The organism is Brachybacterium ginsengisoli, from assembly GCF_002407065.1.
In the GTDB taxonomy this organism is placed as follows: domain Bacteria; phylum Actinomycetota; class Actinomycetes; order Actinomycetales; family Dermabacteraceae; genus Brachybacterium; species Brachybacterium ginsengisoli.
On record NZ_CP023564.1, the window covers coordinates 1,650,704 to 1,670,833 of the forward strand.

At 71.2% G+C, this 20,130-nt stretch carries 20 protein-coding genes and 3 tRNA genes; 17 read left to right on the top strand and 6 right to left on the bottom strand.

Annotation, left to right across the window (positions count from 1 at the left end):
- The first annotated feature begins 273 nt into the window (after positions 1-273).
- On the top strand, positions 274-1,245 hold the full coding sequence (locus CFK41_RS07285; RefSeq protein ID WP_096799054.1) for a trypsin-like serine peptidase: 972 nt from the start codon (positions 274-276) through the stop codon (positions 1,243-1,245).
- 57 nt (positions 1,246-1,302) lie between these two features.
- Here the strand turns inward: CFK41_RS07285 and CFK41_RS07290 are convergent, their stop codons facing one another.
- Positions 1,303-2,241, bottom strand: a complete 939-nt coding sequence (locus CFK41_RS07290) for a 3-methyladenine DNA glycosylase (protein WP_096799055.1) — start codon at positions 2,239-2,241, stop codon at positions 1,303-1,305.
- 139 nt (positions 2,242-2,380) lie between these two features.
- Between CFK41_RS07290 and CFK41_RS07295 the strand changes: the two genes are divergently transcribed.
- Positions 2,381-2,929, top strand: coding sequence for a DUF2199 domain-containing protein (locus CFK41_RS07295; RefSeq protein ID WP_169928798.1), 549 nt, complete (start codon positions 2,381-2,383; stop codon positions 2,927-2,929).
- Between the two features lie 17 nt (positions 2,930-2,946).
- Here the strand turns inward: CFK41_RS07295 and CFK41_RS07300 are convergent, their stop codons facing one another.
- Complete coding sequence (locus tag CFK41_RS07300; RefSeq protein WP_096799057.1) at positions 2,947-4,032, bottom strand: LLM class flavin-dependent oxidoreductase; 1,086 nt, start codon at positions 4,030-4,032, stop codon at positions 2,947-2,949.
- 276 nt (positions 4,033-4,308) lie between these two features.
- Here CFK41_RS07300 and CFK41_RS07305 point away from each other — a divergent pair, with 276 nt between their 5' ends.
- Positions 4,309-5,358, top strand: coding sequence for a WXG100 family type VII secretion target (locus CFK41_RS07305; protein WP_151904703.1), 1,050 nt, complete (start codon positions 4,309-4,311; stop codon positions 5,356-5,358).
- Positions 5,359-5,392: 34 nt separating this feature from the next.
- On the opposite strand, the gene CFK41_RS07310 is transcribed toward CFK41_RS07305, so the two are convergent.
- A complete protein-coding gene (locus tag CFK41_RS07310) occupies positions 5,393-6,229 on the bottom strand; it encodes a hypothetical protein (protein WP_096799059.1) in 837 nt (278 codons plus the stop codon).
- 62 nt (positions 6,230-6,291) lie between these two features.
- Positions 6,292-6,822, bottom strand: coding sequence for a PH domain-containing protein (locus CFK41_RS07315; RefSeq protein ID WP_096799060.1), 531 nt, complete (start codon positions 6,820-6,822; stop codon positions 6,292-6,294).
- Between the two features lie 92 nt (positions 6,823-6,914).
- Here CFK41_RS07315 and CFK41_RS07320 point away from each other — a divergent pair, with 92 nt between their 5' ends.
- The 6 genes from CFK41_RS07320 (at position 6,915) to CFK41_RS07345 (ending at position 10,628) form a co-directional block, all read left to right on the top strand.
- Complete coding sequence (locus CFK41_RS07320; protein WP_096799061.1) at positions 6,915-7,691, top strand: fumarylacetoacetate hydrolase family protein; 777 nt, start codon at positions 6,915-6,917, stop codon at positions 7,689-7,691.
- Between the two features lie 52 nt (positions 7,692-7,743).
- Entirely contained in the window at positions 7,744-9,264 is a 1,521-nt protein-coding gene (gene gltX, locus CFK41_RS07325; RefSeq protein WP_096799062.1) for a glutamate--tRNA ligase, read from the top strand.
- Positions 9,265-9,446: 182 nt separating this feature from the next.
- Positions 9,447-9,518: transfer RNA gene (locus CFK41_RS07330), tRNA-Gln, on the top strand.
- 33 nt (positions 9,519-9,551) lie between these two features.
- Positions 9,552-9,624 (top strand) — tRNA-Glu (locus tag CFK41_RS07335).
- A gap of 28 nt (positions 9,625-9,652) precedes the next feature.
- Positions 9,653-9,725: transfer RNA gene (locus tag CFK41_RS07340), tRNA-Glu, on the top strand.
- Between the two features lie 84 nt (positions 9,726-9,809).
- A complete protein-coding gene (locus tag CFK41_RS07345) occupies positions 9,810-10,628 on the top strand; it encodes a universal stress protein (protein ID WP_096799063.1) in 819 nt (272 codons plus the stop codon).
- An 18-nt stretch (positions 10,629-10,646) separates the two neighbouring features.
- On the opposite strand, the gene CFK41_RS07350 is transcribed toward CFK41_RS07345, so the two are convergent.
- Positions 10,647-11,381 carry an IclR family transcriptional regulator gene (locus tag CFK41_RS07350; protein WP_096799064.1) on the bottom strand — a complete coding sequence of 245 codons (735 nt, stop codon included), beginning with the start codon at positions 11,379-11,381 and terminating at the stop codon, positions 10,647-10,649.
- 142 nt (positions 11,382-11,523) lie between these two features.
- On the opposite strand from CFK41_RS07350, the gene leuC reads away from it, so the two are divergent.
- The 7 genes from leuC to CFK41_RS07385 all read left to right on the top strand — a co-directional run bounded on the left by leuC (position 11,524) and on the right by CFK41_RS07385 (position 18,520).
- Positions 11,524-12,963 carry a 3-isopropylmalate dehydratase large subunit gene (gene leuC, locus CFK41_RS07355; protein ID WP_096799065.1) on the top strand — a complete coding sequence of 480 codons (1,440 nt, stop codon included), beginning with the start codon at positions 11,524-11,526 and terminating at the stop codon, positions 12,961-12,963.
- Positions 12,964-12,995: 32 nt separating this feature from the next.
- Positions 12,996-13,610 carry a 3-isopropylmalate dehydratase small subunit gene (gene leuD / locus CFK41_RS07360; RefSeq protein WP_096799066.1) on the top strand — a complete coding sequence of 205 codons (615 nt, stop codon included), beginning with the start codon at positions 12,996-12,998 and terminating at the stop codon, positions 13,608-13,610.
- Positions 13,611-13,695: 85 nt separating this feature from the next.
- The gene (gene murA, locus CFK41_RS07365; RefSeq protein ID WP_096799067.1) at positions 13,696-15,015 is read left to right on the top strand and encodes a UDP-N-acetylglucosamine 1-carboxyvinyltransferase; all 1,320 of its coding nucleotides are present in this window, start codon (positions 13,696-13,698) and stop codon (positions 15,013-15,015) included.
- Positions 15,015-15,596 carry a DUF2867 domain-containing protein gene (locus CFK41_RS07370; protein ID WP_096799068.1) on the top strand — a complete coding sequence of 194 codons (582 nt, stop codon included), beginning with the start codon at positions 15,015-15,017 and terminating at the stop codon, positions 15,594-15,596. Before murA ends, CFK41_RS07370 begins: the two co-directional genes overlap by 1 nt.
- Entirely contained in the window at positions 15,593-16,396 is an 804-nt protein-coding gene (locus CFK41_RS07375; protein ID WP_096799069.1) for a lysophospholipid acyltransferase family protein, read from the top strand. Before CFK41_RS07370 ends, CFK41_RS07375 begins: the two co-directional genes overlap by 4 nt.
- Entirely contained in the window at positions 16,393-17,391 is a 999-nt protein-coding gene (locus tag CFK41_RS07380; protein WP_096799070.1) for an NAD(P)H-dependent glycerol-3-phosphate dehydrogenase, read from the top strand. Before CFK41_RS07375 ends, CFK41_RS07380 begins: the two co-directional genes overlap by 4 nt.
- Positions 17,392-17,404: 13 nt before the next feature.
- A complete protein-coding gene (locus tag CFK41_RS07385) occupies positions 17,405-18,520 on the top strand; it encodes a D-alanine--D-alanine ligase family protein (protein WP_096799071.1) in 1,116 nt (371 codons plus the stop codon).
- A 21-nt stretch (positions 18,521-18,541) separates the two neighbouring features.
- Here the strand turns inward: CFK41_RS07385 and CFK41_RS07390 are convergent, their stop codons facing one another.
- Positions 18,542-19,033, bottom strand: a complete 492-nt coding sequence (locus CFK41_RS07390) for a DUF3515 family protein (RefSeq protein ID WP_096799072.1) — start codon at positions 19,031-19,033, stop codon at positions 18,542-18,544.
- Positions 19,034-19,096: 63 nt separating this feature from the next.
- On the opposite strand from CFK41_RS07390, the gene thiL reads away from it, so the two are divergent.
- Complete coding sequence (gene thiL, locus CFK41_RS07395; RefSeq protein WP_096799073.1) at positions 19,097-20,125, top strand: thiamine-phosphate kinase; 1,029 nt, start codon at positions 19,097-19,099, stop codon at positions 20,123-20,125.
- Positions 20,126-20,130 lie beyond the last annotated feature (5 nt).

The window sequence follows — 20,130 nt, forward strand, 5'->3', positions numbered from 1 at the left end:
GTTACCTGATCGTGATAATCCTCCGGGAGCGGGTCGGGGGCCGTCGACCGAGGAGGCTGATGCACCCGGTATGGCCAGCAGGGATGGCGACTGCGGCGAGGCGGAGAGCGCCCGTCTCGGGCGTACCGATCGGTAACCATCGGCGACCTCGGCGAATCGGGCGTACCCGGACTTTCGGTACCGATGGGGTGACGTGGTGCGCGTCACATGACATAGCGTGCCGACACGACGACACCGACGTCGTCCCTCCCTCCCCACGAAAGGCATTCCCCGATGCGCACACCACTCCTCGCCCGCAGCACCCGGACCCTGGGAGGCGTCGCGCTGGCCGCGGTCCTCACCCTGGGCGGTGCAGGCCTCGCCTCCGCCGACGGCCCGGACACCGACCGCGCCGCGGTCCCCGCGTCCTCGCAGGCATCGGCCCACGGCTACTGGACCTCGGAGCGCATGGAGGAGGCGCAGCCGGCCGACGAGCTCGTCCCGGGCGAAGGTGACGCGAGTCCGGATGTCGAGGTCGGAAGCCCGCTGACCGTCCCGGGTCAGAACGCCGCGAACCCGGACGCCAAGGGGAAGCCGGAGGGCAAGGGCAAGCCCGCTCCGCAGCCTGCGGCGGGCGCCAAGGACACCGTGGGCAAGGTCTTCTTCACCCAGGGCGGCGTGGACTACGTCTGCTCCGGCAATGCCGTCGCCTCCGGCAACGGCTCCACCGTGGCCACCGCCGGCCATTGCGTGAACGACGCCGGCACCTGGGCCACCAACTGGGTGTTCGTCCCCGGCTACGACCACGGCTCCGCTCCGTACGGCACCTGGGCGGCGACCGATCTGGTCTCCACCGACCAGTGGGTGCAGCAGGAGGACATCAGCTACGACGTGGCCTTCGCGAAGGTCGTCCCCGAGAGCGGCAGCGGCACGCTGGAGGGCACGGTCGGCACCACGGGCATCGCCTTCAACCAGGCGCGCGGCCAGCACTACACCTCCTACGGCTACCCGGCCGCCTCGCCCTTCGACGGCCAGTCCCTCGAGTCCTGCTCGGGCACCGCGAGCGATGACACGCTGGGCGGGACCCTCTCCCAAGGCATCCCCTGCAACATGACCGGTGGCTCCTCCGGTGGCCCCTGGTTCCTGGACAACGGAGCCCAGAACTCGGTGAACAGCTTCGGCTACAACACCCAGAAGGACGTCATGTACGGCCCCTACTACGGCGCTGATGCGCAGGACGCCTACTCGGAGGCCGCCGCTCTCTGAGTCGCACCCTCCTCGGCGACGGGCCGGTCCTCCTCGGAGGCCGGCCCGTCGCTCTGTTCACCACGTAGCAGGATGCAGTCCGCTGAGGACGGCGAGCATCCGCTCGCGCAGCGCATCGGCCCGCTGGGCCAGCGCTCGCTGGCGCCGCACGTACTCCGCCTTCCCGGCGGGCGTCTCGATCGCCACGACCCCGTAGCCCAGGCCCCGGACGTCGTACGGGCTCGCCTCCATGTCGAGCACCCGGGTGTCCCGGGCGTGCTCGAAGCAGTCCAGCACGAGGGACGAGGGCATCAGCGGGGTGAGCTTCATGGCCCACTTGTAGAGGTCCATCCCCACATGGAGGCACGCCGGGTTGTCGTTCTCGACCTGCGTCGCGCGGGTGGGCTCGAAGGCGTTTCGCGGTGCGGCCGACGGGGTGAAGAAGCGGAAGGCGTCGAGGTGGGAGCACACCAGGTTCTCGCGCTCCACGACGGCGTCGGTCTCGGCCGCCGTGAGCCGGAGGGGCAGGTCCTCGTGGCGCTGACCGCCCTCGGGGACCCGGTGCACCATCGCCCATTCGTGGAGCCCGAAGCAGCCGAACTCGGGCCTGCGGCGGGACAGCGACGAGGCGGAGAGCAGCCGCGTCATGAAGCCCAGGGCGTCTCCGCGCTCCGAGAGGTACCGCGCGACGTCGGCCCTGCGCAGTGCCGGTCTCCCTGCCGAGTCGACGTACCAGGAACGATGTCCCGCCTCGTCCACGTCGACGATCAGGCTCGTGCCGTCCGCTCCGATGTCCGCGGCCGCGTCATACGAGACCGCCCAGCCCGGATGCCAGCGCCGCAGCCTCGCCGCGGAGAAGGGGTAGTAGGTGAACAGGAAGTCCTCCACCGCGTGCTTCTCGCCGCGGGCCCTGCGCTCGCGATGCGCGGCGGTGAGCGCGTCGGCGCGCTCCTCGTGGGCGCGACGGGCGGCCGTCGCCCCGGCCACCGAGAGCATCGTGGTGGGCTGTCCGGTCATGTGTCGAGCCTACGGGGGCATCGCCCTTCCTCCCCAGTCCATCGTCGTGCACACCACGGGCTCGCGCGCGGCACCGACTTCTCTCCTCTCCCTACGGTGGCTGGCATCCCACGGCAGGGCGCCGTCGGGAGGAGGAGCGATGGAGATGACCGGGATCGACTTCGACTGCGTCGGCTGCGGCCGCCGCCACGAGGGGACCGACGGCACCGAGCACAGACCCTGGCCGCTGATCGAGTTCGAGGGCCCGGAGGCCTATCTGAGGATGTCGCCCTGGGAGCGTCTGTTCCGCAGCCGTTCCACCGAGGAGCTGTGCCTCATCGACAACGGCCGCTCGGTGGACTGCTACTTGAGCGGCTTCCTGTCGCTGCCGGTCCGGGGCGAGCAGGCGCTGCTCGTGCTCCAGCCATGGGTCAGGGTTGACGAGAGGGACTATCTGGACCTCGTCGAGCACTGGGAGCAGCCCGCGCACCGCGGGGAGTACTGCGGCACGCTCGCCAGCCGGCTCCCCGGGCACCCCGACTCGCTGTCGGTGCCGGTGCGGGTGACCGCTCCGGGTGGGCTGCCTCCGATCATCGTTCCGGAGACGGGCTCCGACCACCCGCTGGTGACGGAGGCGAGGGAGGGCGTCAGCCGCCAGGAGGCGGAGCTGCGCCTGCGCTCGATGATGCTGGAGGACCCGAGGCGCTGAGCAGCGGCCCCTGGCGCTCAGTCCTCGTCGAAGGCGGAACCGGCTGCGGACGCCGGCCCGCCCGGCTCCGACAGCAGCTCGCGCACGCGCGGGATGACCTCGGTCCCGTAGAGCCTGATCGACTCCATGAGCTGCTCGTGCGGCATGGGGCCGCTGGCGTACTTCAGGTCGAAGCGGTTCACGTCCAGGGCGCGCATCGTCGCGGCGATCTTGCGCGCCACCGTCTCCGGCGAGCCGACGTACAGAGCGCCGTGCTGCACCTCGCCGTCGAACTCGGCGACGCCGGCGGGGCCCCAGCCGCGCTCGCGACCGATCTCCGTGCGGTTGTGGATCCAGTGCGGGGCCAGCTGGTCGCGGGCCGTCGTGTCATCGGCGGCGATGTGGCCGGGGGAGTGCACGCCGACGGGCAGGCGAGGATTGCCGAGCTTCTGAGTGGCCTCGTGGAAGAGCTGCACGTAGGGCGCGAAGCGCTGCGCCGGACCGCCGATGATCGCGAGCATCAGCGGCAGGCCGTGACGGGCGGCCCGTACCACCGAGTTCGGGCTCCCACCCACGGCGACCCAGGTGGGCAGCGCCCGCTCGAGCGGCGGGAAGAGGGACTGGTCCTTCAGCGGGGGCCGGGTCGCGCCGGTCCAGGTGATCGGCTCCCCGGTGATCGCTGTGGCGAGCAGATCCAGCTTCTCCTCGAAGAGCTCCTCATAGTCCTGCAGGGCGAAGCCGAACAGCGGGAAGGACTCGGTGAAGGACCCGCGCCCGACGGTCAGCTCGGCGCGGCCCTCCGAGAGCGCATCCAGTGTCGAGAAGCGCTCGACGACGCGCAGCGGGTCGTCGGAGCTGAGCACGATCACCGCGGTCCCCAGGGTGATCCGCTCGGTGCGCGAGGCGAGCGCCGCGAGCACGACGTCCGGCGCGCTGACGGCGAAGTCGGGTCGGTGGTGCTCGCCGATGGAGAAGTGGTCGATGCCCACCTGGTCGGCGAGCTCGCCCTGAGCCACCACGTCCCGCAGCACCTGGGAGGCGGGGACGGCCTTCCCGGCGCCATCGACGGTCACGTCGCCGAAGGTGTCGAGGCCGAAGGTGAGGGACTGCGGGTCGAGGGTCATCTGCGCTCCTGCCAAAGACGGTTGAGGATTCAATCATATGTCGGTGCGGTGTCCTTGTCCACCGACGAGGACGTCCCAGCATCGTGGCGGTGAGGATCACCAGGAGGACCCCGACCGTGGTCATGTACAGGATCGAGGGGACGGCCCGATAGATCAGCGTCGGTTCGCCCTGTCGGCCTGTGCCACGTGTGACACGCCGCAGATCGCTTCCGGGCCATGGGGAGTTCTCCCCGTGGCGGGAGAGGCCACGCCTGCCTAGGATCACGGTGACGGCGGATGACGCGCGCCACGGCGGCGCGCGACACGAGGGCGAGGGGGGCGGCGATGACATTTCTCGGGGCGGACACGGACCAGGTGCGCGACCACGGCGAGCGGATCCGAAGCGGAGGTCGACGGCTCGAGGAGCTGATCCAGGCGGTGGACGGGACGGTCCGCTCCGTCGAGTGGATCGGCGCCGATGCGGACGCTTTTCTCCAGCTGTGGGAATCGCAGGTCCGCAACCGAGGTGCAGAGGCCTGTGAACGCCTCGAGCAGCGCGCCGTTCTTCTCGAGGAGGAGGCGGACGGCCAGGACACCTGCAGCGACGATGGATCGAGCGGGGGCTCGGGAGAACGCGGAGGCGGGGGTGGTCGAACTCCCTGGGATGTCTTCGGGGAGTGGCTGGAGGACTACGAACCGAAGGAGAGCGACGGATTCTTCGGCGACCTTCTCGGCGGACCGGAATCCGGGATGCTGGGCAACATCGCCTGGAACTCTCTCGGGGCCGGGGTCGACGTGACGAGCATGATCCCTGGTATCGGACTTCCCGGGACGATCGCCGGTCTCGCGATGGACATCCCGTCGATCGGCATCGGGATGTACGACATGGCTCAGAGCTTCCAGGACGGGGAGCTGTTCGGCACGATGGACGGTGCGGTCACCGCCGGCATCAACACGCTCGACACGGCAGCCGGGATTCTCAGCGTCATCCCGTACACCGCACCAGTCGGCGAGGTGGCCGGGATCTTCACCTCGGGAGCGGATGCGCTCTGGTCCGGCGCGACCGTGGCGGCGCAGCTCGACGCGATCAACGGCGGCGACCACGGTGGATCCACCTCACGTTTCCTCCTCGAGCAGGCTGGTGTCGACACAGGTGCGCTGGACTACGCAGACGACCTGTTCGGACGGGGCTCCGAGGCGGTGCGTGACGCGGTGCCGATCATCGACCCGATGATCGACAGCTCGCAGCTGGCGGTGGAGTCGATCATCCCTCAGGGAGCGCAGCAGATGATCGAGGGCGGCGCCACTGTCGTCAACGATGCTCTGGACTCCGTGCTCCCATGGTGACCAGCGGCTGGACGCGAGACGGCCTGGCGTGACCTCAGTCGACCGAACCGCTCGGGTCCAGGAGTGAGAGGGCGAGCTCTCGCAGCTCTGACGCGGAGACGACCACTGCTTCCAGCGTCGCTGCGTCATCCGCCTCGCGGAGGACCACGCTTCCGTGCTCGCCGACGGCGACGGAGAGGTCGCTGCGCACTCGTTCCTGTCGATCCTCGAGGGTGATCCGGCACCGTTGCTGCGCGCTCGTGAGGAGAGGACCCAGGGTCGGATCCTGTTCGAGGTCCTGCCAGGATCCTGAGACCAGCTCGCCAGGTGCGGCGCTCACCGGCGTGATCCCCTCAGGGTCGATGCGGGCCACGATCGCGTCGGCCGCATGATCCAGGTCGCTCATGAGGAAGCGGTGCAGGCCGTCCTGCGAGGTCAGCTCGTGCATGACGCTGAGGTCCGCATCGATGAACACTCTCAGGGTCATGGAGGGCTCGCCCGCGGGGCTGGCGATGCGAAGTGCCCGTCGGGCCAGCGCGCGCCGGGCGAGGATGCCCGACAGGAGCGCGCTCGGCGTGAAGCTCTCAGCGGCCGCACCCGGCTCCCTCCCTTCGATCGCCGCCATGACCTGCTCGGTGCTGACTCCGCCGCGGACGATCAGCGAACGAAGCGCCGCCACGCGGACCTCGTCCCTCGAATATGCCGGGAAGGCCTTCTCCCGAGCGGTGACCCACGGGAGGTCGAAGTGCTCGAGGTCCTCGGCACCGACGAGGGCGAGGATCTCCTCGTCAGTGAGGCCTGAGATGCCACGCAGCTCTCCGGAGGCATGCTCGGCCAGAGCTCCTGCCGCCATGATCGTGCGCTTGTGCAAGTCGTCGACGGATGTGGTCATGGTGTTCCCCCTGGGGTCCGTGCCGGTCCGACGTCGAGCCTATGCCGTTCCGTGCGCCGCCGTCATCGTGGGCCGAGATCTCCGCTCAGCCATCGGCGGTGGGCGTCGATCGCGGCGCGGGTGGGCCGCGCCGCGCCACGGAGTCCTGGGCCATGGTCCGAGGTGCGCTCGCCGCGCCGCATCGCCGAGCGGGCCGCTGTGATCGGGGCACCGATCCGTCGGCCGTCGCGGAGCACGACCATCGTCTGCCCCTGGTGGATCCATCCCTCATCGACCTCGATGAGAGCGATGTCCTGCCAGGGGAGACGGCGTGTGCGCAGCGGCGTGCGGATCTCGATGCCCGAGGTGGTGACGGTGAACCGAGGACGCTGTGCGAGGACCACGAGCACGACGACGACGAGCAGGAAGGGCAGCGACAGACCCAGGGCCGCCCACCCCCATGGTGACGGGCCTCCCTCGGCGACCAGCAGAGCCACGGCTCCGGGCCCCACCATGAGCACGATCCCGACGCCGACGGCGATCAGCAGAATCCGGGCCCAGAGAGCGGGCCGGGCCGTGTAGAGGATCTGGGCGGGAGGTGCGGCAGGCGTCATCGGGCGGTGACCTCACTGTTCGGGGACGCGCATCATCCTCGCATGGTGCCCCTCCACCGACGGCCGAGCGACGACGACCTAGACTGGCGCGCATGCGCATCGCCAGATTCACCACCGGTGACGACCCCATGTACGGCATCGTCCAGGAGAAGGACGGCCGGGACATGGTCTACGGAATCACCGGGGACCCCCTGTACACGGAGATCCGTCCCACCGGCACGATCGTGCCCCTGGAGGACGTCCGCCTGCTCGCCCCCGTCATCCCGCGCTCGAAGGTGGTGTGCGTGGGCCGGAACTACGCCGCTCACGCCGCCGAGCTCGGCAACGAGGTGCCCGATCAGGCGCTGTTCTTCCTCAAGCCCAACACCGCCGTCGTCGGCCCCGGCGACCCCGTGGTGATGCCGGGCTACTCCGAGGAGGTCAGCCTCGAGGCCGAGCTCGCCGTGGTCATCAAGCGGATGGCCAAGGATCTCGCCCCGGAGCAGGTCGCGGACCACGTGCTCGGCTACACCTGCGCCAACGACCTCACCGCGCGGGACGCCCAGCGCGAGGAGAGCCAGTGGTTCCGCGCCAAGGCCTTCGACACCTCGTGCCCGATCGGCCCCTGGATCGAGACGGATCTGGATGTCGCCGGCCTCTCGATCTCCAGCTCGGTCGACGGCGAGACGGCCCAGGAGGGCAGCACGGCGGACATGATCCGCTCCGTCGCCGACCTCGTCGCCGAGATCTCCGCCGTCGTCACGCTGCTGCCCGGCGATCTCGTGCTCACCGGCACGCCCGCCGGAGTCCGCACCGTCCCCGCCGGCGCCACCGTCGACATCACCATCGAGGGCATCGGCACCCTGTCCAATCCGATCGTGCGCCGCTGAGCCGCCGCATCACCGACCGCCCACCTCGCTTCACACCCCAGGAGTCCTCCGCGTGACCACCGCCCCCGCCCCGAGCACCACCACGACCGACGAGGTCCGGGTCAGGTTCTGCCCGAGCCCCACCGGCACCCCGCACGTCGGCATGGTGCGCACCGCCCTGTTCAACTGGGCGCACGCCCGTCATCACGGCGGCAAGCTCGTCTTCCGCATCGAGGACACCGACGCCGCGCGCGACAGCGAGGAGTCCTACCACCAGCTGCTCGATGCGATGCGCTGGCTCGGCATCGACTGGGACGAGGGCGTCGAGAGGGGCGGGCCCGACGGCCCGTACCGTCAGTCCGAGCGCTCGGACATCTACCAGGACGTCATCGAGAAGCTGAAGGCCTCCGGCCACATCTACGAGTCCTTCTCCACCGCCGAGGAGATCGTCGAGCGCCACAAGGCCGCGGGGCGCGACCCGCAGCTCGGCTACGACGGCCACGACCGAGACCTCACCGACGAGCAGAAGGCGGCCCTGCGCGCCGAGGGCCGCGAGCCCACCTGGCGCCTGCGCATGCCCGACGAGGACATCACCTTCACCGACATGGTGCGCGGCGAGATCACCTTCAAGGCCGGCACCACCCCGGACTTCGTGGTGGTGCGCGCCAACGGGAAGCCGTTGTACACGCTGGTGAACCCGATCGACGATGCGCTCATGCGGATCACCCACGTGCTGCGCGGCGAGGACATCCTGTCCTCCACGCCGCGGCAGATCGCGCTGTACCGCGCCCTGATCGAGATCGGCGTCGCCGAGCGCGTGCCCGAGTTCGGGCACCTGCCCTACGTGATGGGAGAGGGCAACAAGAAGCTCTCCAAGCGTGATCCCCAGGCGGACCTCTTCCTCTACCGGGAGCAGGGCTTCGTCCCCGAGGGCATGGTCAACTACCTGGCCCTGCTCGGCTGGGGCTTCAGCGCCGACGAGGACATCTTCAGCCGCGAGCAGCTCATCGAGCGCTTCGACGCCTCGGACGTCAACCCGAACCCGGCGCGCGTGGACCTCAAGAAGGCCACCGCGATCAACGCCGACCACATCCGTCTGCTGCCCGAGGCGGAGCTCGCCGAGCGCCTGCTGCCCTACCTCCAGTCCGGCGGGGTGCTCGGGGAGGAGATCAGCGAGGAGCAGCGAGCCCTTGTCGCCGCCGCCACCCCGCTGGTCCAGACCCGCATGAACCTGCTGGGGGAGGCCCCCGACCTCATGGGCTTCCTGTTCGTGGCCGACGAGGACCTGGAGGTCCAGGAGGACGCGCTGAAGAAGCTGGGCGACGACCCGGCCGCGGTGCTCGAGCGTGCGATCACGGAGATCGAGGCGCTGCCCGAGGGCTCCTTCGCCGCTCCCGCGCTCGAGGAGGCGCTCCGCGCCGCGATCATCGACGAGATGGGCATCAAGCCGCGCCTGGCCTTCGGGCCGCTGCGCAGCGCGCTCTCGGGGCGTCGGATCTCCCCTCCGCTGTTCGAGTCGATGGAGCTGCTCGGCAGGGAGTCGACCATCGTGCGGCTGCGCTCCCTGAGGGACCGGCTCTCCGCCGAGGCCTGAGCTGACGGGCGCTGTGGGGCGGCGTGCTCAGCCTCACAGCGCTCAGGGTCCCTCTCGCTTTGTCTTGTCGGGGAAGACCCGGTAGAGTCTTACCTCGGCACGGCAAGGAAGTTCGGCCCGGAAAGTCCCCGGAATCCATTCGGGAAACGGCACGGGAAGAATGGAAAAACGTGTTCTCACCATGGGGTATGGTGTAATTGGCAACACAGCGGTTTCTGGTACCGTCGTTCTAGGTTCGAGTCCTGGTACCCCAGCGCTTCACGGCTCTTCGGAGTCGTGCGGTCCGCGCCCCGTTCGTCTAGCGGCCCAGGACGTCGCCCTCTCACGGCGGTAACACCGGTTCAAATCCGGTACGGGGTACGATGCGAGATCGTCAGATCTCGCTCCGGCCCCGTTCGTCTAGCGGCCTAGGACGTCGCCCTCTCACGGCGGTAACACCGGTTCAAATCCGGTACGGGGTACGAACTGAGGAGCCGACACCTTCGGGTGTCGGCTCCTTCTGCATTTCCCTGGGCGTTTCCGCGGGGGCGGAGTATCGTCGTGACATGGAGCACAACACGGGTCCCCGCATCACGGTCGGTGTGTTCGACGCCGACGAGTCCGATCAGGCGGTCCGCTGGGCCGCGGTCCATGCCGCCGCCGTCGGCGGCAGCCTCCATCTCGTCCATGCCTTCGTGTGGACCGAGCTGGACGTCAACATCGATCCCATCTCGGGGATGGCCGGCTCGGGATTCCGCGGCGCCGCCAACTCGCTGATCCAGGGCGCCGTCGCCCTGGTGCGCGAGACCGGGGTCGAGGTCCCGGTGACCTCGGAGATCGTCGACGGCAACGCCGTCCCGGTGCTGGTCGAGGCGAGCGAGGAGTCCGACCTCCTGGTCCTCGGAGGGCGCGGCCTGGGGCGCCTGATGACGCTGATCGTCGGCTCGAAGAGCCTGGCGCTCGCTGCCCGGGCCCACTGTCCGGTGGTCGTGGTGCGCGGGCGGATCGACGGCACCGGGCCCATCGGGCTGGTGCATCACGAGGTCGCCACCGAGGTGGTCGCCCGCGCTGCGGATCTCGCCGAGGCCTACGGGCGCGACATCCATCTGGTGGTGCGGCCGGAGACCACTCCTGAGGAGGCGCAGGAGATCCTGGCCGGCACCGCGCAGAGGATCGCCATGACCCATCCCTCGGTCTTCGTGAAGGACGTCACGATCGCCGTCTCGGGCTCGCCCCGGGAGCTGATCCGGGCGAGCGAGGGCGCGAGCCTGATGATGGTCGCGGGGGAGCGGTCGCCCGGGGCGGGTGGGAAGGTCCACGCGCCGCGGCAGCTCGTGAACGTGCTGCGCTTCGCGAACACCCCGGTCTGGATCGAACGGGACTGACCGGCGCTCTCGCCGAGGTCAGGACCCGGCGCGGCGGAGCAGCTCGGTGAGGTGGTTCGCCGAGCTCATCACCGACGCGGCGTGCAGCCTGCCGGGCTGGCGGGTGATCCGCTCGATCGGCCCGGAGATGCTCAGGGCGGCGACCACGCGTCCGTTCGGCCCACGCACCGGCGCGGAGACCGAGCCGACGCCGGGCTCGCGCTCACCGATCGACTGCGCCCAGCCGCGTCGCCGCACGGCCGAGAGCTGCGTGGCGGTGAAGCGAGCTCCGAGCAGGCCGCGGTGCAGCCGGTCCGGCTCCTCCCAGGCCAGCAGGATCTGTGCCGCGGAGCCGGCGCGCATGGTCAGCGCCGCGCCCAGCGGGACGGAGTCGCGCAGGCCGATGGGCCGCTCCGCGGCGGCCACGCAGATGCGGTGGTCGCCCTGGCGGCGGTAGAGCTGGGCGGACTCGCCGGTGTGGTCCCGCAGAGCGGCGAGCACCGGGCCCGCGGAGGCCAGCAGCCGGTCCTCGCCGGCGGCGGCGGCGAGCTCGCCGAGGCGCGGGCCGAGGATGAATCGGCCCTGCATGTCCCGGGCGACGAGGTGGTGGAATTCCAGCGCCACCGCGAGGCGGTGGGCCGTGGGGCGGGCCAGGCCGGTCGACTGCACGAGCTGGGCCAGCGTCGCCGGTCCGGCTTCCAGTGCACCGAGCACGATCGCCGCCTTGTCCAGCACGCCGACGCCGCTGCCGTTCTCCTCCGAGGTCTTGTCCATGCTCCGATACTGCCGTCTTATTGTGTGAGACGCAAGTGCACCGCATCGTGGACCAGCAGACCATGGGGTCGAGCGCTCGCACCCCGAGCGCCGCTCAGCTGTCAGGAACGCGTCCCCACGAGGGGCGCAGGGAAGGATCGACATGGCGGGGACTCTCGCGGAGAAGGTGTGGGCGGATCACGTGGTCCGGCGCGGAGAGAACGGCGAGCCGGACCTCCTCTACATCGACCTCCAGCTGCTCCACGAGGTCACGAGCCCGCAGGCGTTCGACGGGCTCCGCCAGGAGGGCCGCGAGCCGCGCCGCCTGGATCAGCAGCTCGCGACCGAGGACCACAACACCCCCACGATCGACATCGACAAGCCGATCGCGGACATCACCTCGCGCACCCAGATCGACACCCTGCGCCGCAACGCCGAGGAGTTCGGCGTGCGCATCCACTCCCTCGGCGACAAGGACCAGGGCATCGTCCACGTGGTGGGCCCGCAGCTGGGTCTGACCATGCCGGGCATCACCGTGGTCTGCGGCGACTCCCACACCTCCACCCATGGCGCCTTCGGGGCCCTCGCCTTCGGCATCGGCACCAGCGAGGTCGAGCACGTGCTGGCCACGCAGACCCTGCCGCTCACGCCCTTCAAGACCATGGCGATCACGGTCACCGGCTCGCTGAAGCCGGGCGTGACCGCGAAGGACATCATCCTCGCGGTGATCGCGAAGATCGGCACCGGCGGCGGCGCGGGCTACGTGCTCGAGTTCCGCGGCGAGGCGATCCGTTCGCTCTCCATGGAGGGCCGCATGACGGTCTGCAACATGTCGATCGAGGCCGGTGCCCGCGCCGGCATGATCGCGCCGGACGAGACCACCTTCGAGTATGTCCAGGGCCGTCCCCACGCCCCGCAGGACGAGGACTGGGACAAGGCCGTCGAGTACTGGCGCACCCTGCGCACCGAGGACGACGCCACCTTCGACGCCGAGGTCGTCATCGACGCCGATGCGCTCGAGCCCTTCGTCACCTGGGGCACCAACCCCGGCCAGGGCCTACCGCTCTCGGCCGAGGTCCCCGCCCCCGAGGACTTCGTCGACGAGTCCGACCGCTTCGCCGCCGAGCGCGCGCTGGAGTACATGGACCTGGTCCCCGGCACCCCGCTGAAGGACATCAAGGTCGACACCGTCTTCATGGGCTCGTGCACCAACGGCCGCATCGAGGACCTCCGCGCCTTCGCCTCCGTGCTCGAGGGCCGCACCAAGCATCCCGATGTGCGCGTGCTGGTCGTCCCGGGCTCGGCCCGGGTGCGGGTCCAGGCGCAGCAGGAGGGCCTGGACGAGGTGTTCCTCGCCTTCGGCGCCGAGTGGCGCGAGGCCGGCTGCTCGATGTGCCTGGGCATGAACCCGGACCAGCTGGCTCCGGGGGAGCGCGCCGCCTCGACCTCCAACCGCAACTTCGAGGGCCGGCAGGGCAAGGGCGGACGCACCCACCTGGTCTCGCCCGTCGTGGCCGCCGCCACCGCCGTGCGCGGCACCCTGTCCTCCCCGTCGGACCTCGGTGCGGACTCCGCCCCCTCCGACCTCCAGCCCGTCGCCTGACCCGCAGAACCAGGAGTACCAGGAGTACCACCATGGATGCCTTCACCACCCACACCGGCATCGGCGTGCCGCTGCGCCGCAGCAACGTCGACACCGACCAGATCATCCCCGCCGTCTACCTCAAGCGGGTCACCAAGACCGGCTTCGACGACGGCCTCTTCAACGCCTGGCGCACCAATGACCCCGAGTTCGTGCTGAACAAGCCCGCCTATGCGAAGGGCTCCGTGCTCGTCGCCGGCCCGGACTTCGGCACCGGCTCCTCGCGCGAACACGCCGTCTGGGCGCTGCGGGACTACGGCTTCAAGGCCGTGCTCTCGACCCGCTTCGCCGAGATCTTCCGCGGCAACTCCGGCAAGCAGGGCCTGGTGGCCGGCATCCTCTCGCAGGACGACATCGAGCAGCTGTGGAAGATCCTCGAGGAGAACCCCGGCGCCGAGGTGACGGTGGACCTCGAGAACCGTCAGGTGCACAGCGGCGAGGCGACGTTCCGCTTCGAGATCGACGACTACACCCGCTGGCGCCTCATGGAGGGCCTGGACGACATCGGCCTGACCCTGCGCCACGAGGAGGACATCACGGCCTTCGAGGCGACCCGTCCCTCCTGGATGCCGAAGACCCTCCCGGCGCGCACCGAGGACTCCGCCTGATCCACCGTGCTCTGCGGTTGCTCCGGTATGGTGTCCCGGTCAGTCACGGGCGTCCCGGACGCCCGCCCATCGAGGCGAGGACACCATGAACTCGACGTTCCACGTGCGCGGAGGGCGCCCGCTCGACGGTGAGATCACCGTCCGCGGGGCCAAGAACCTGGTCTCCAAGGCGATGGTCGCCGCTCTGCTGGGGGAGTCCGCGAGCGTGCTCCGCTCGGTCCCGGACATCAGCGACGTCAGGATCGTGTCGAACCTCCTGTCGATCCACGGGGTGAAGGTCGAGCACGACGTCGCCGGCGGCACCCTGATGCTGGACCCCTCGAACGTCGAGCGGGCGCACGTCGCCGACATCGACGCGCATGCCGGCAGCTCGCGGATCCCGATCCTGTTCTGCGGGCCGCTGCTGCACCGGCTGGGCGAGGCGATCATCCCCGACCTCGGCGGCTGCCGCATCGGGGACCGCCCCATCAACTACCACCTCGACGTGCTGCGCAGCTTCGGCGCCGTGGTGGACAAGCGCGAGATGGGCATCTACATCACCGCGCCGAACGGCCTGCGCGGCACCAAGATCCATCTCGAGTACCCGAGCGTCGGCGCGACCGAGCAGGTGCTGCTCACCGCGGTCCGCGCGCAGGGCATCACCGAGCTGACCAACGCCGCGGTCGAGCCGGAGATCGAGGACCTCATCGCGGTGCTGCAGAAGATGGGCGCGATCATCTCGCTGCAGACCGACCGCACCATCACCATCGAGGGCGTGGACCGTCTCGACGGGTATCAGCACACCGCTCTCGGGGACCGGATCGAGGCGGGCTCCTGGGCCTGCGCGGCACTGGTCACCAAGGGCGATGTCTTCGTCCGCGGAGCCCAGCAGAAGCCGATGGCGACCTTCCTGAACGTCTTCCGACGGGTCGGCGGCGGCATCGAGATCCGCGAGGACGGCATCCGCTTCTTCCATCCGGGCACGCCCCTGCGCGCGATCGCGCTGGAGACCGACGTCCACCCGGGCTTCATGACCGACTGGCAGCAGCCGCTCGTGGTCGCGCTCACCCAGGCCGACGGCATCTCCATCCTCCACGAGACGGTGTACGAGAACCGCCTCGGCTTCACCAGCGCCCTGAACGACATGGGCGCCCGCATCCAGGTGTACCGCGAGTGCCTGGGCGGCTCGAGCTGCCGCTTCGGTCGCAGCAACTACAACCACTCCGCCGTGGTCTCGGGCCCTCACGCCCTGCACGGCGCCGACATCACCGTGCCGGACCTGCGGGGCGGGTTCTCCTATCTGATCGCCGCACTCGGCGCCGAGGGGACCTCGACCATCCGCGGCATCGACCTCATCGACCGCGGCTACGAGTCCTTCCGTGAGAAGCTCACCGCCCTCGGCGCCGAGTACTGGGAGGAGAGCTGATGACGAGCGAGGACTCCCCGCTGGACCCCGTGGTGGGCTCGCCGCCCGGTGCCTCCGGGTCGCTGGCGCTGCGGGACATCCCGATCCCCGACTACTGCGATGTGGTGATCGTCCCCACCGCCGGGGTCGACGAGTCCGATCCGCGGGTCTGGGCCGAGGCGATCTTCTCCCACGAGAACACGCCGCTGTCCTCCCGCGGTCTGCGGGCGCTGCGCGACGAGGCGGTCCGGCTCTTCGACATGGTGCCGCCGCCGGAGAAGGAGTTCGTCACCGATGAGGTGGTCGGCTCCGAGGCGCTCATCATCGACGACGACGAGAAGCTGACCGTGCGCATCGGTGTGGCGCTCCTCCCGGGCGGGGACCTGCTGCAGATCACCACCGCGGTGAAGTACCGCTCGATCCGGGGCCGGCTCGCCTTCGCGCCGCGACGGCTCATGCACGCCGCCGCCGTCAACACGCTCGCACGGCGCGCACCGACCACGCTGCGCCGCCGCGCCCTGGCGGGCGATCCGCGCGCGGCGTCCCTGACGGGGCAGGTCTCGCGCAAGGCGCTCGGCCGGGGACCCTCGGCGCGCCGATGACGTCACTGCTGCGCAGCTGGGACGTGGGCTCCGCCCGCTCCCCGCAGCGGCGGGCCGGGGCCGTGATCGGTCTCGCCCAGCTGCCGCTGCGCCCGCTCCTGACCCTGCTCTCCCGCCCTCGCTGGAGCGGCACCGAGCATCTCCAGGGCCCCGGGCCGATGATCGCCTGCGGCAACCACCTCAGCGCCCATGACGCCTTCGGCTACGGGCACCTCCTGCAGGCCTCGGGGGTCGCCCCGCGGTTCCTGGCGAAGGAGGCGATGTTCCGCATCCCGGTGCTCGGGACCCTCCTGCGCGGAGCCCGGCAGATCCCCGTGCGTCGCGGCACGCCCCGCGGCGGCGACGCCCTGAGCGATGCCCGGGCGGCGCTCGAGCGCGGCGAGCTGCTCATGATCTTCCCGGAGGGCACCTACACCCGGGATCCCGGGCTGTGGCCCATGCGCGGCCAGCTCGGCGCCGCTCGTCTCGCCCTGGAGACCGGCGCCCCGCTGCTGCCGATCGCGACCTGGGGCGGCCGCGCCCTGTGGCCCGTCGGCTCGCCGTTCCCGCGCCCCCGTCCCGGGCGTCACGTGCAGATGCTGGTGGGGGAGCCGTACACCGTCACGGCGCGGGAGGGCGAGACCACCCAGCAGGCCGCGCTGCGCGTCACGGAGGACCTCATGGCCCGCATCGCCGCACTGCTCTCCCAGCTGAGGGGGCAGGAGCCCCCCGAGGTGCTCCACGACGGCCGGAGCGACCAGCACCGCCCCGAGATCGGCAGGCCGCAGCGCGGCTACCGGGCGTACAGGCAGGTCTCGTGAGCACCCGCCCGCGCCTGAGCGTCCTCGGCGCCGGCAGCTGGGGGACCACCTTCGCCGGGGTCCTCGCCGACGGCGGCGCCGACGTCACCCTCTGGGCCCGCCGTGAGGAGGTCGCGCGGGAGATCCGCGAGCAGCACAGCAACCGCGGCTACCTGCCGGACCATCGGCTGCCCGATGCCGTCCACGGCACCTCGCACCTCGAGGAGGCGCTCGAGGGCGCAGACGGCGTGGTCCTCGCGATCCCCGCCCAGTCGCTCCGCGCCACGCTCGAGCAGTGGCCCGCGCTGCCCGACGTCCCGCTGCTGTCGCTGATCAAGGGGATCGAGCGCGGCACGGATGCCCGGATCAGCGAGATCATCACCGCCGCCGGGCGCGCCGACCCGGGACTCGTCGGCGTGCTCTCGGGACCGAACCTCTCCGCCGAGATCGCCGAGCGGCGACCCTGCGCGAGCGTGGTCGCCGCGCCCACACAGGAGATCGCGGACGTCCTGGCGAGCTGGTGCGAGGCGCCCTACCTGCGTGCGTACACCTCCACCGACGTGACCGGCGTGGAGATCGCCGGCGCCGTGAAGAACGTGGTCGCGATCGCGGTGGGCGCGGCGACCGGGCTCGGACACGGGCACAACACCACGGCCTCGCTCATCACCCGCGGCCTCGCGGAGATCACCCGGCTCGGGGTGGCGCTGGGCGGGCGCCGGGAGACCTTCTCGGGCCTCGCCGGGATGGGCGACCTCGTCGCCACCTGCGCCTCGCCCCTCAGCCGCAACCATCGGCTGGGCCTGGCCCTCGGCCGCGGTCTGGACGTGGAGGCCGCGGCCGCCGAGGTGGGGCAGACCGCAGAGGGCGTCGCCACCGCCCGCGCCGTCGCCGATCTCTCCGCCGGGCTCGACGTGGACATGCCGATCACCCGCGCCGTCGTGGCCGTGGTCGACGAGGGTGCGCGAATCGACGAGGTCACCACGGCCCTGCTGTCGCGCTCCATCCGTCCGGAGTGAATATCCTCGTCGTATGAGAACCACCGTCGCCCTCCTGTTCGGCGGCCGCAGCGGCGAGCACGGCATCTCGTGCGTCACCGCCGGCGGCATCCTGGCCGCGATCGATCGCGAGCGCTACGAGGTGATCGCCGTCGGCATCACCCGCGAGGGCCGCTGGACCCGAGTCTCGGCCGACCCCGGCGACTGGACCATGGTCGACGGCCGCACCCCCGAGGTCGACCCCTCCGGCGACGAGGTCCTGCTGCCCGGCGCGCGCCACCTCCCCGGCGAGCCGATCACCCTGCGCACCGTCACGGGCGGCGTCGTCCAGGACCTCGCCGAGATCGACGTGGTCTGGCCCCTGCTGCACGGGACCTACGGCGAGGACGGCACCGTCCAGGGCGTGCTCGAGTTGCTCGACATCCCCTACGTGGGCAGCGGCGTGCTCGCCTCGGCCTCGGCGATGGACAAGGCCGCCACGAAGCTCGTGCTGGGAGCCGCCGGCATCGACTGCGCCCCCGGCATCGTCGTGCACGAGGACCGCTGGGCCGCGGACGCCCACCGCGTCGCCACGCACCTGCGCAACACCTACCCGCTGCCCTGGTTCGTCAAGCCCGCCCGGGCCGGATCGAGCCTCGGGGTCTCCCGGGTGACCGATCCCGCCCAGCTCGAGGCCGCGATGAAGGACGCCTTCGCGGAGGACCCGAAGGTCCTCGTCGAGGCCGGTGTCGAGGCTCGCGAGGTCGAGTGCGGCGTGCTGCAGGGCGGGGAGGGCCAGGACCTCAGCACCACCCTGCCGGGCGAGGTGAAGGTCGGCGCCGATCTCGAGTTCTACGACTACGAGGCGAAGTACTTCGGCAAGGGCACCGTGAGCATCGACGTCCCCGCCGCCCTGCCGGACGCCGTGCTGGAGGAGGCCCGCGAGGTCGCCTGCCGCGCCTTCCGGGCGCTCGGGCTGGAGGGCCTCGCCCGGGTGGACATGTTCGTCACCGCGGATCACCGCGTGCTGGTCAACGAGGTCAACACGATGCCGGGCTTCACCCCGTACTCGATGTTCCCGGTGCTCTGGGAGAACATGGGCCTCAGCTACGCGGACCTCATCGCCGAGCTGATCGACCGGGCGCGCTCGCGCCGTCTCGGCGTGCGCTGAACCGGTCGTCCGCAGGATCCGCTACGGGGCGTCGCCCGGGCCCACGCAGCGGTCGGTGGCCTCGAGGTTCCGGGTGACCACCTGGCCGAGATCCAGCGCCGCCCCGGAGGGCTGGTCGGGCGCGGCCGAGCGCGGCACCGTCACGTCGATCGCGGGCTCGCGGCCGTAGGTGGTGTAGAGGAACACGTCGTCGTCGAGCTCGCGCACGATCCAGTCGACCTCCACCCCGCTGCCGTCGGTGAGGGTGGTGCACAGGTCGGTGGTGGGGCCGGGCGGCGTGACGCCGCAGCGCATCACGACCGTGTCCTCCCCGTCGCCCCAGGCCGCAGTGCCCTGGCTCGAGGTCTCCGTCCGCTCCATGCCCAGCACCTCGGGCGGCGCGCTGAGGATGATGTCGGCGCAGGTGGGATCGGCGGCGTCGGGCCCCGGGGGCACCTGGACGGTGCCGCAGGAGACGAGTCCCACCACCATCAGACCGGCGGCGGGAAGGGCGAGCAGACGGGAGCGGAGCACCCGGAGAGCCTACCGGGAGCACCTGTGGACGGGGGCCTGCCCGATCTCGGGCAGACTGGGCGCATGGCAGGCGAGAACCCCGGCAGCGGCACCTCCCACGGCGCGGACGGCGTCGGGGAGTCGGCGCTGCTGGCCCGGATGCTCCCTCATCTGCGCACCGGGCCGTCCGTCGAGGTGGGGCCGGGGGACGACGCCGCAGTGGTGCGACTGCCGTCTCCGCGCCTGGTGGTCACCACGGACACTCTCGTCGAGGGCCACGACTTCCTGCTCCACGCCACCTCGCCCCGCTGGATCGGTCACAAGGCCGCGGTCCAGAACCTCGCCGACGTCGCCGCGATGGGTGCACGGCCCGTCGCCCTCGTGGTCGCCGTCTCGGCGCCCGCGAGCACGCCCGCCGCGGTCTTCGAGGAGCTGACCGCCTCCCTCGCCGCCCGCGCCGAGGACGACGGCGCCCACGTCGTCGGCGGGGACCTGGGCCGCGCCGAGCAGCTCATCCTCACCGTCACCGCGATGGGCGCGCTGCCGGAGGACCAGGCTCCCGTGGTCCGCAGCGGCGCCCGGCCCGGCGACGTGCTGGCCCTCGGCAGCCCGCACCTGGGTCGCTCGGCGGCAGGGCTCGCCCTCGTGCTCGCCGGTCGGGTGAGGACCCGGGAGACCCGCGTGGTGCTCGAGGGGATCACCGATCCGGACGCCGCCGATCTGGTGCGCTGGCACGATGCCCCGGAGCCGGACCTCTCGCTCGGTTGGACCGTCGGCCGCACCGCGCACGCCATGATGGATCTCTCCGACGGGCTGATCCGGGACGGCGGGCGTCTGGCCGCCGCCTCCGACGCGACCCTCGACCTCGAGGGCGGGGCCCTGCGCGGCGACGTCGACGCCCTGGCGTCCCTCGCCGACGAGCTCGGCGAGGACCCCTGGCAATGGGTCCTCCACGGCGGGGAGGAGCATGCGATGCTCGCGGCCTTCGCCCCGGGTGAGGTGCCCCACGGGTTCCGCCCGATCGGTCGGGTGCTGCCGCCGACGGCGGCCGGGCCGGGCGTCCTCCTCGACGGGAACCCCGTCGCCGGGGAGGGCTTCGACCACTTCGGCTGAGAGCG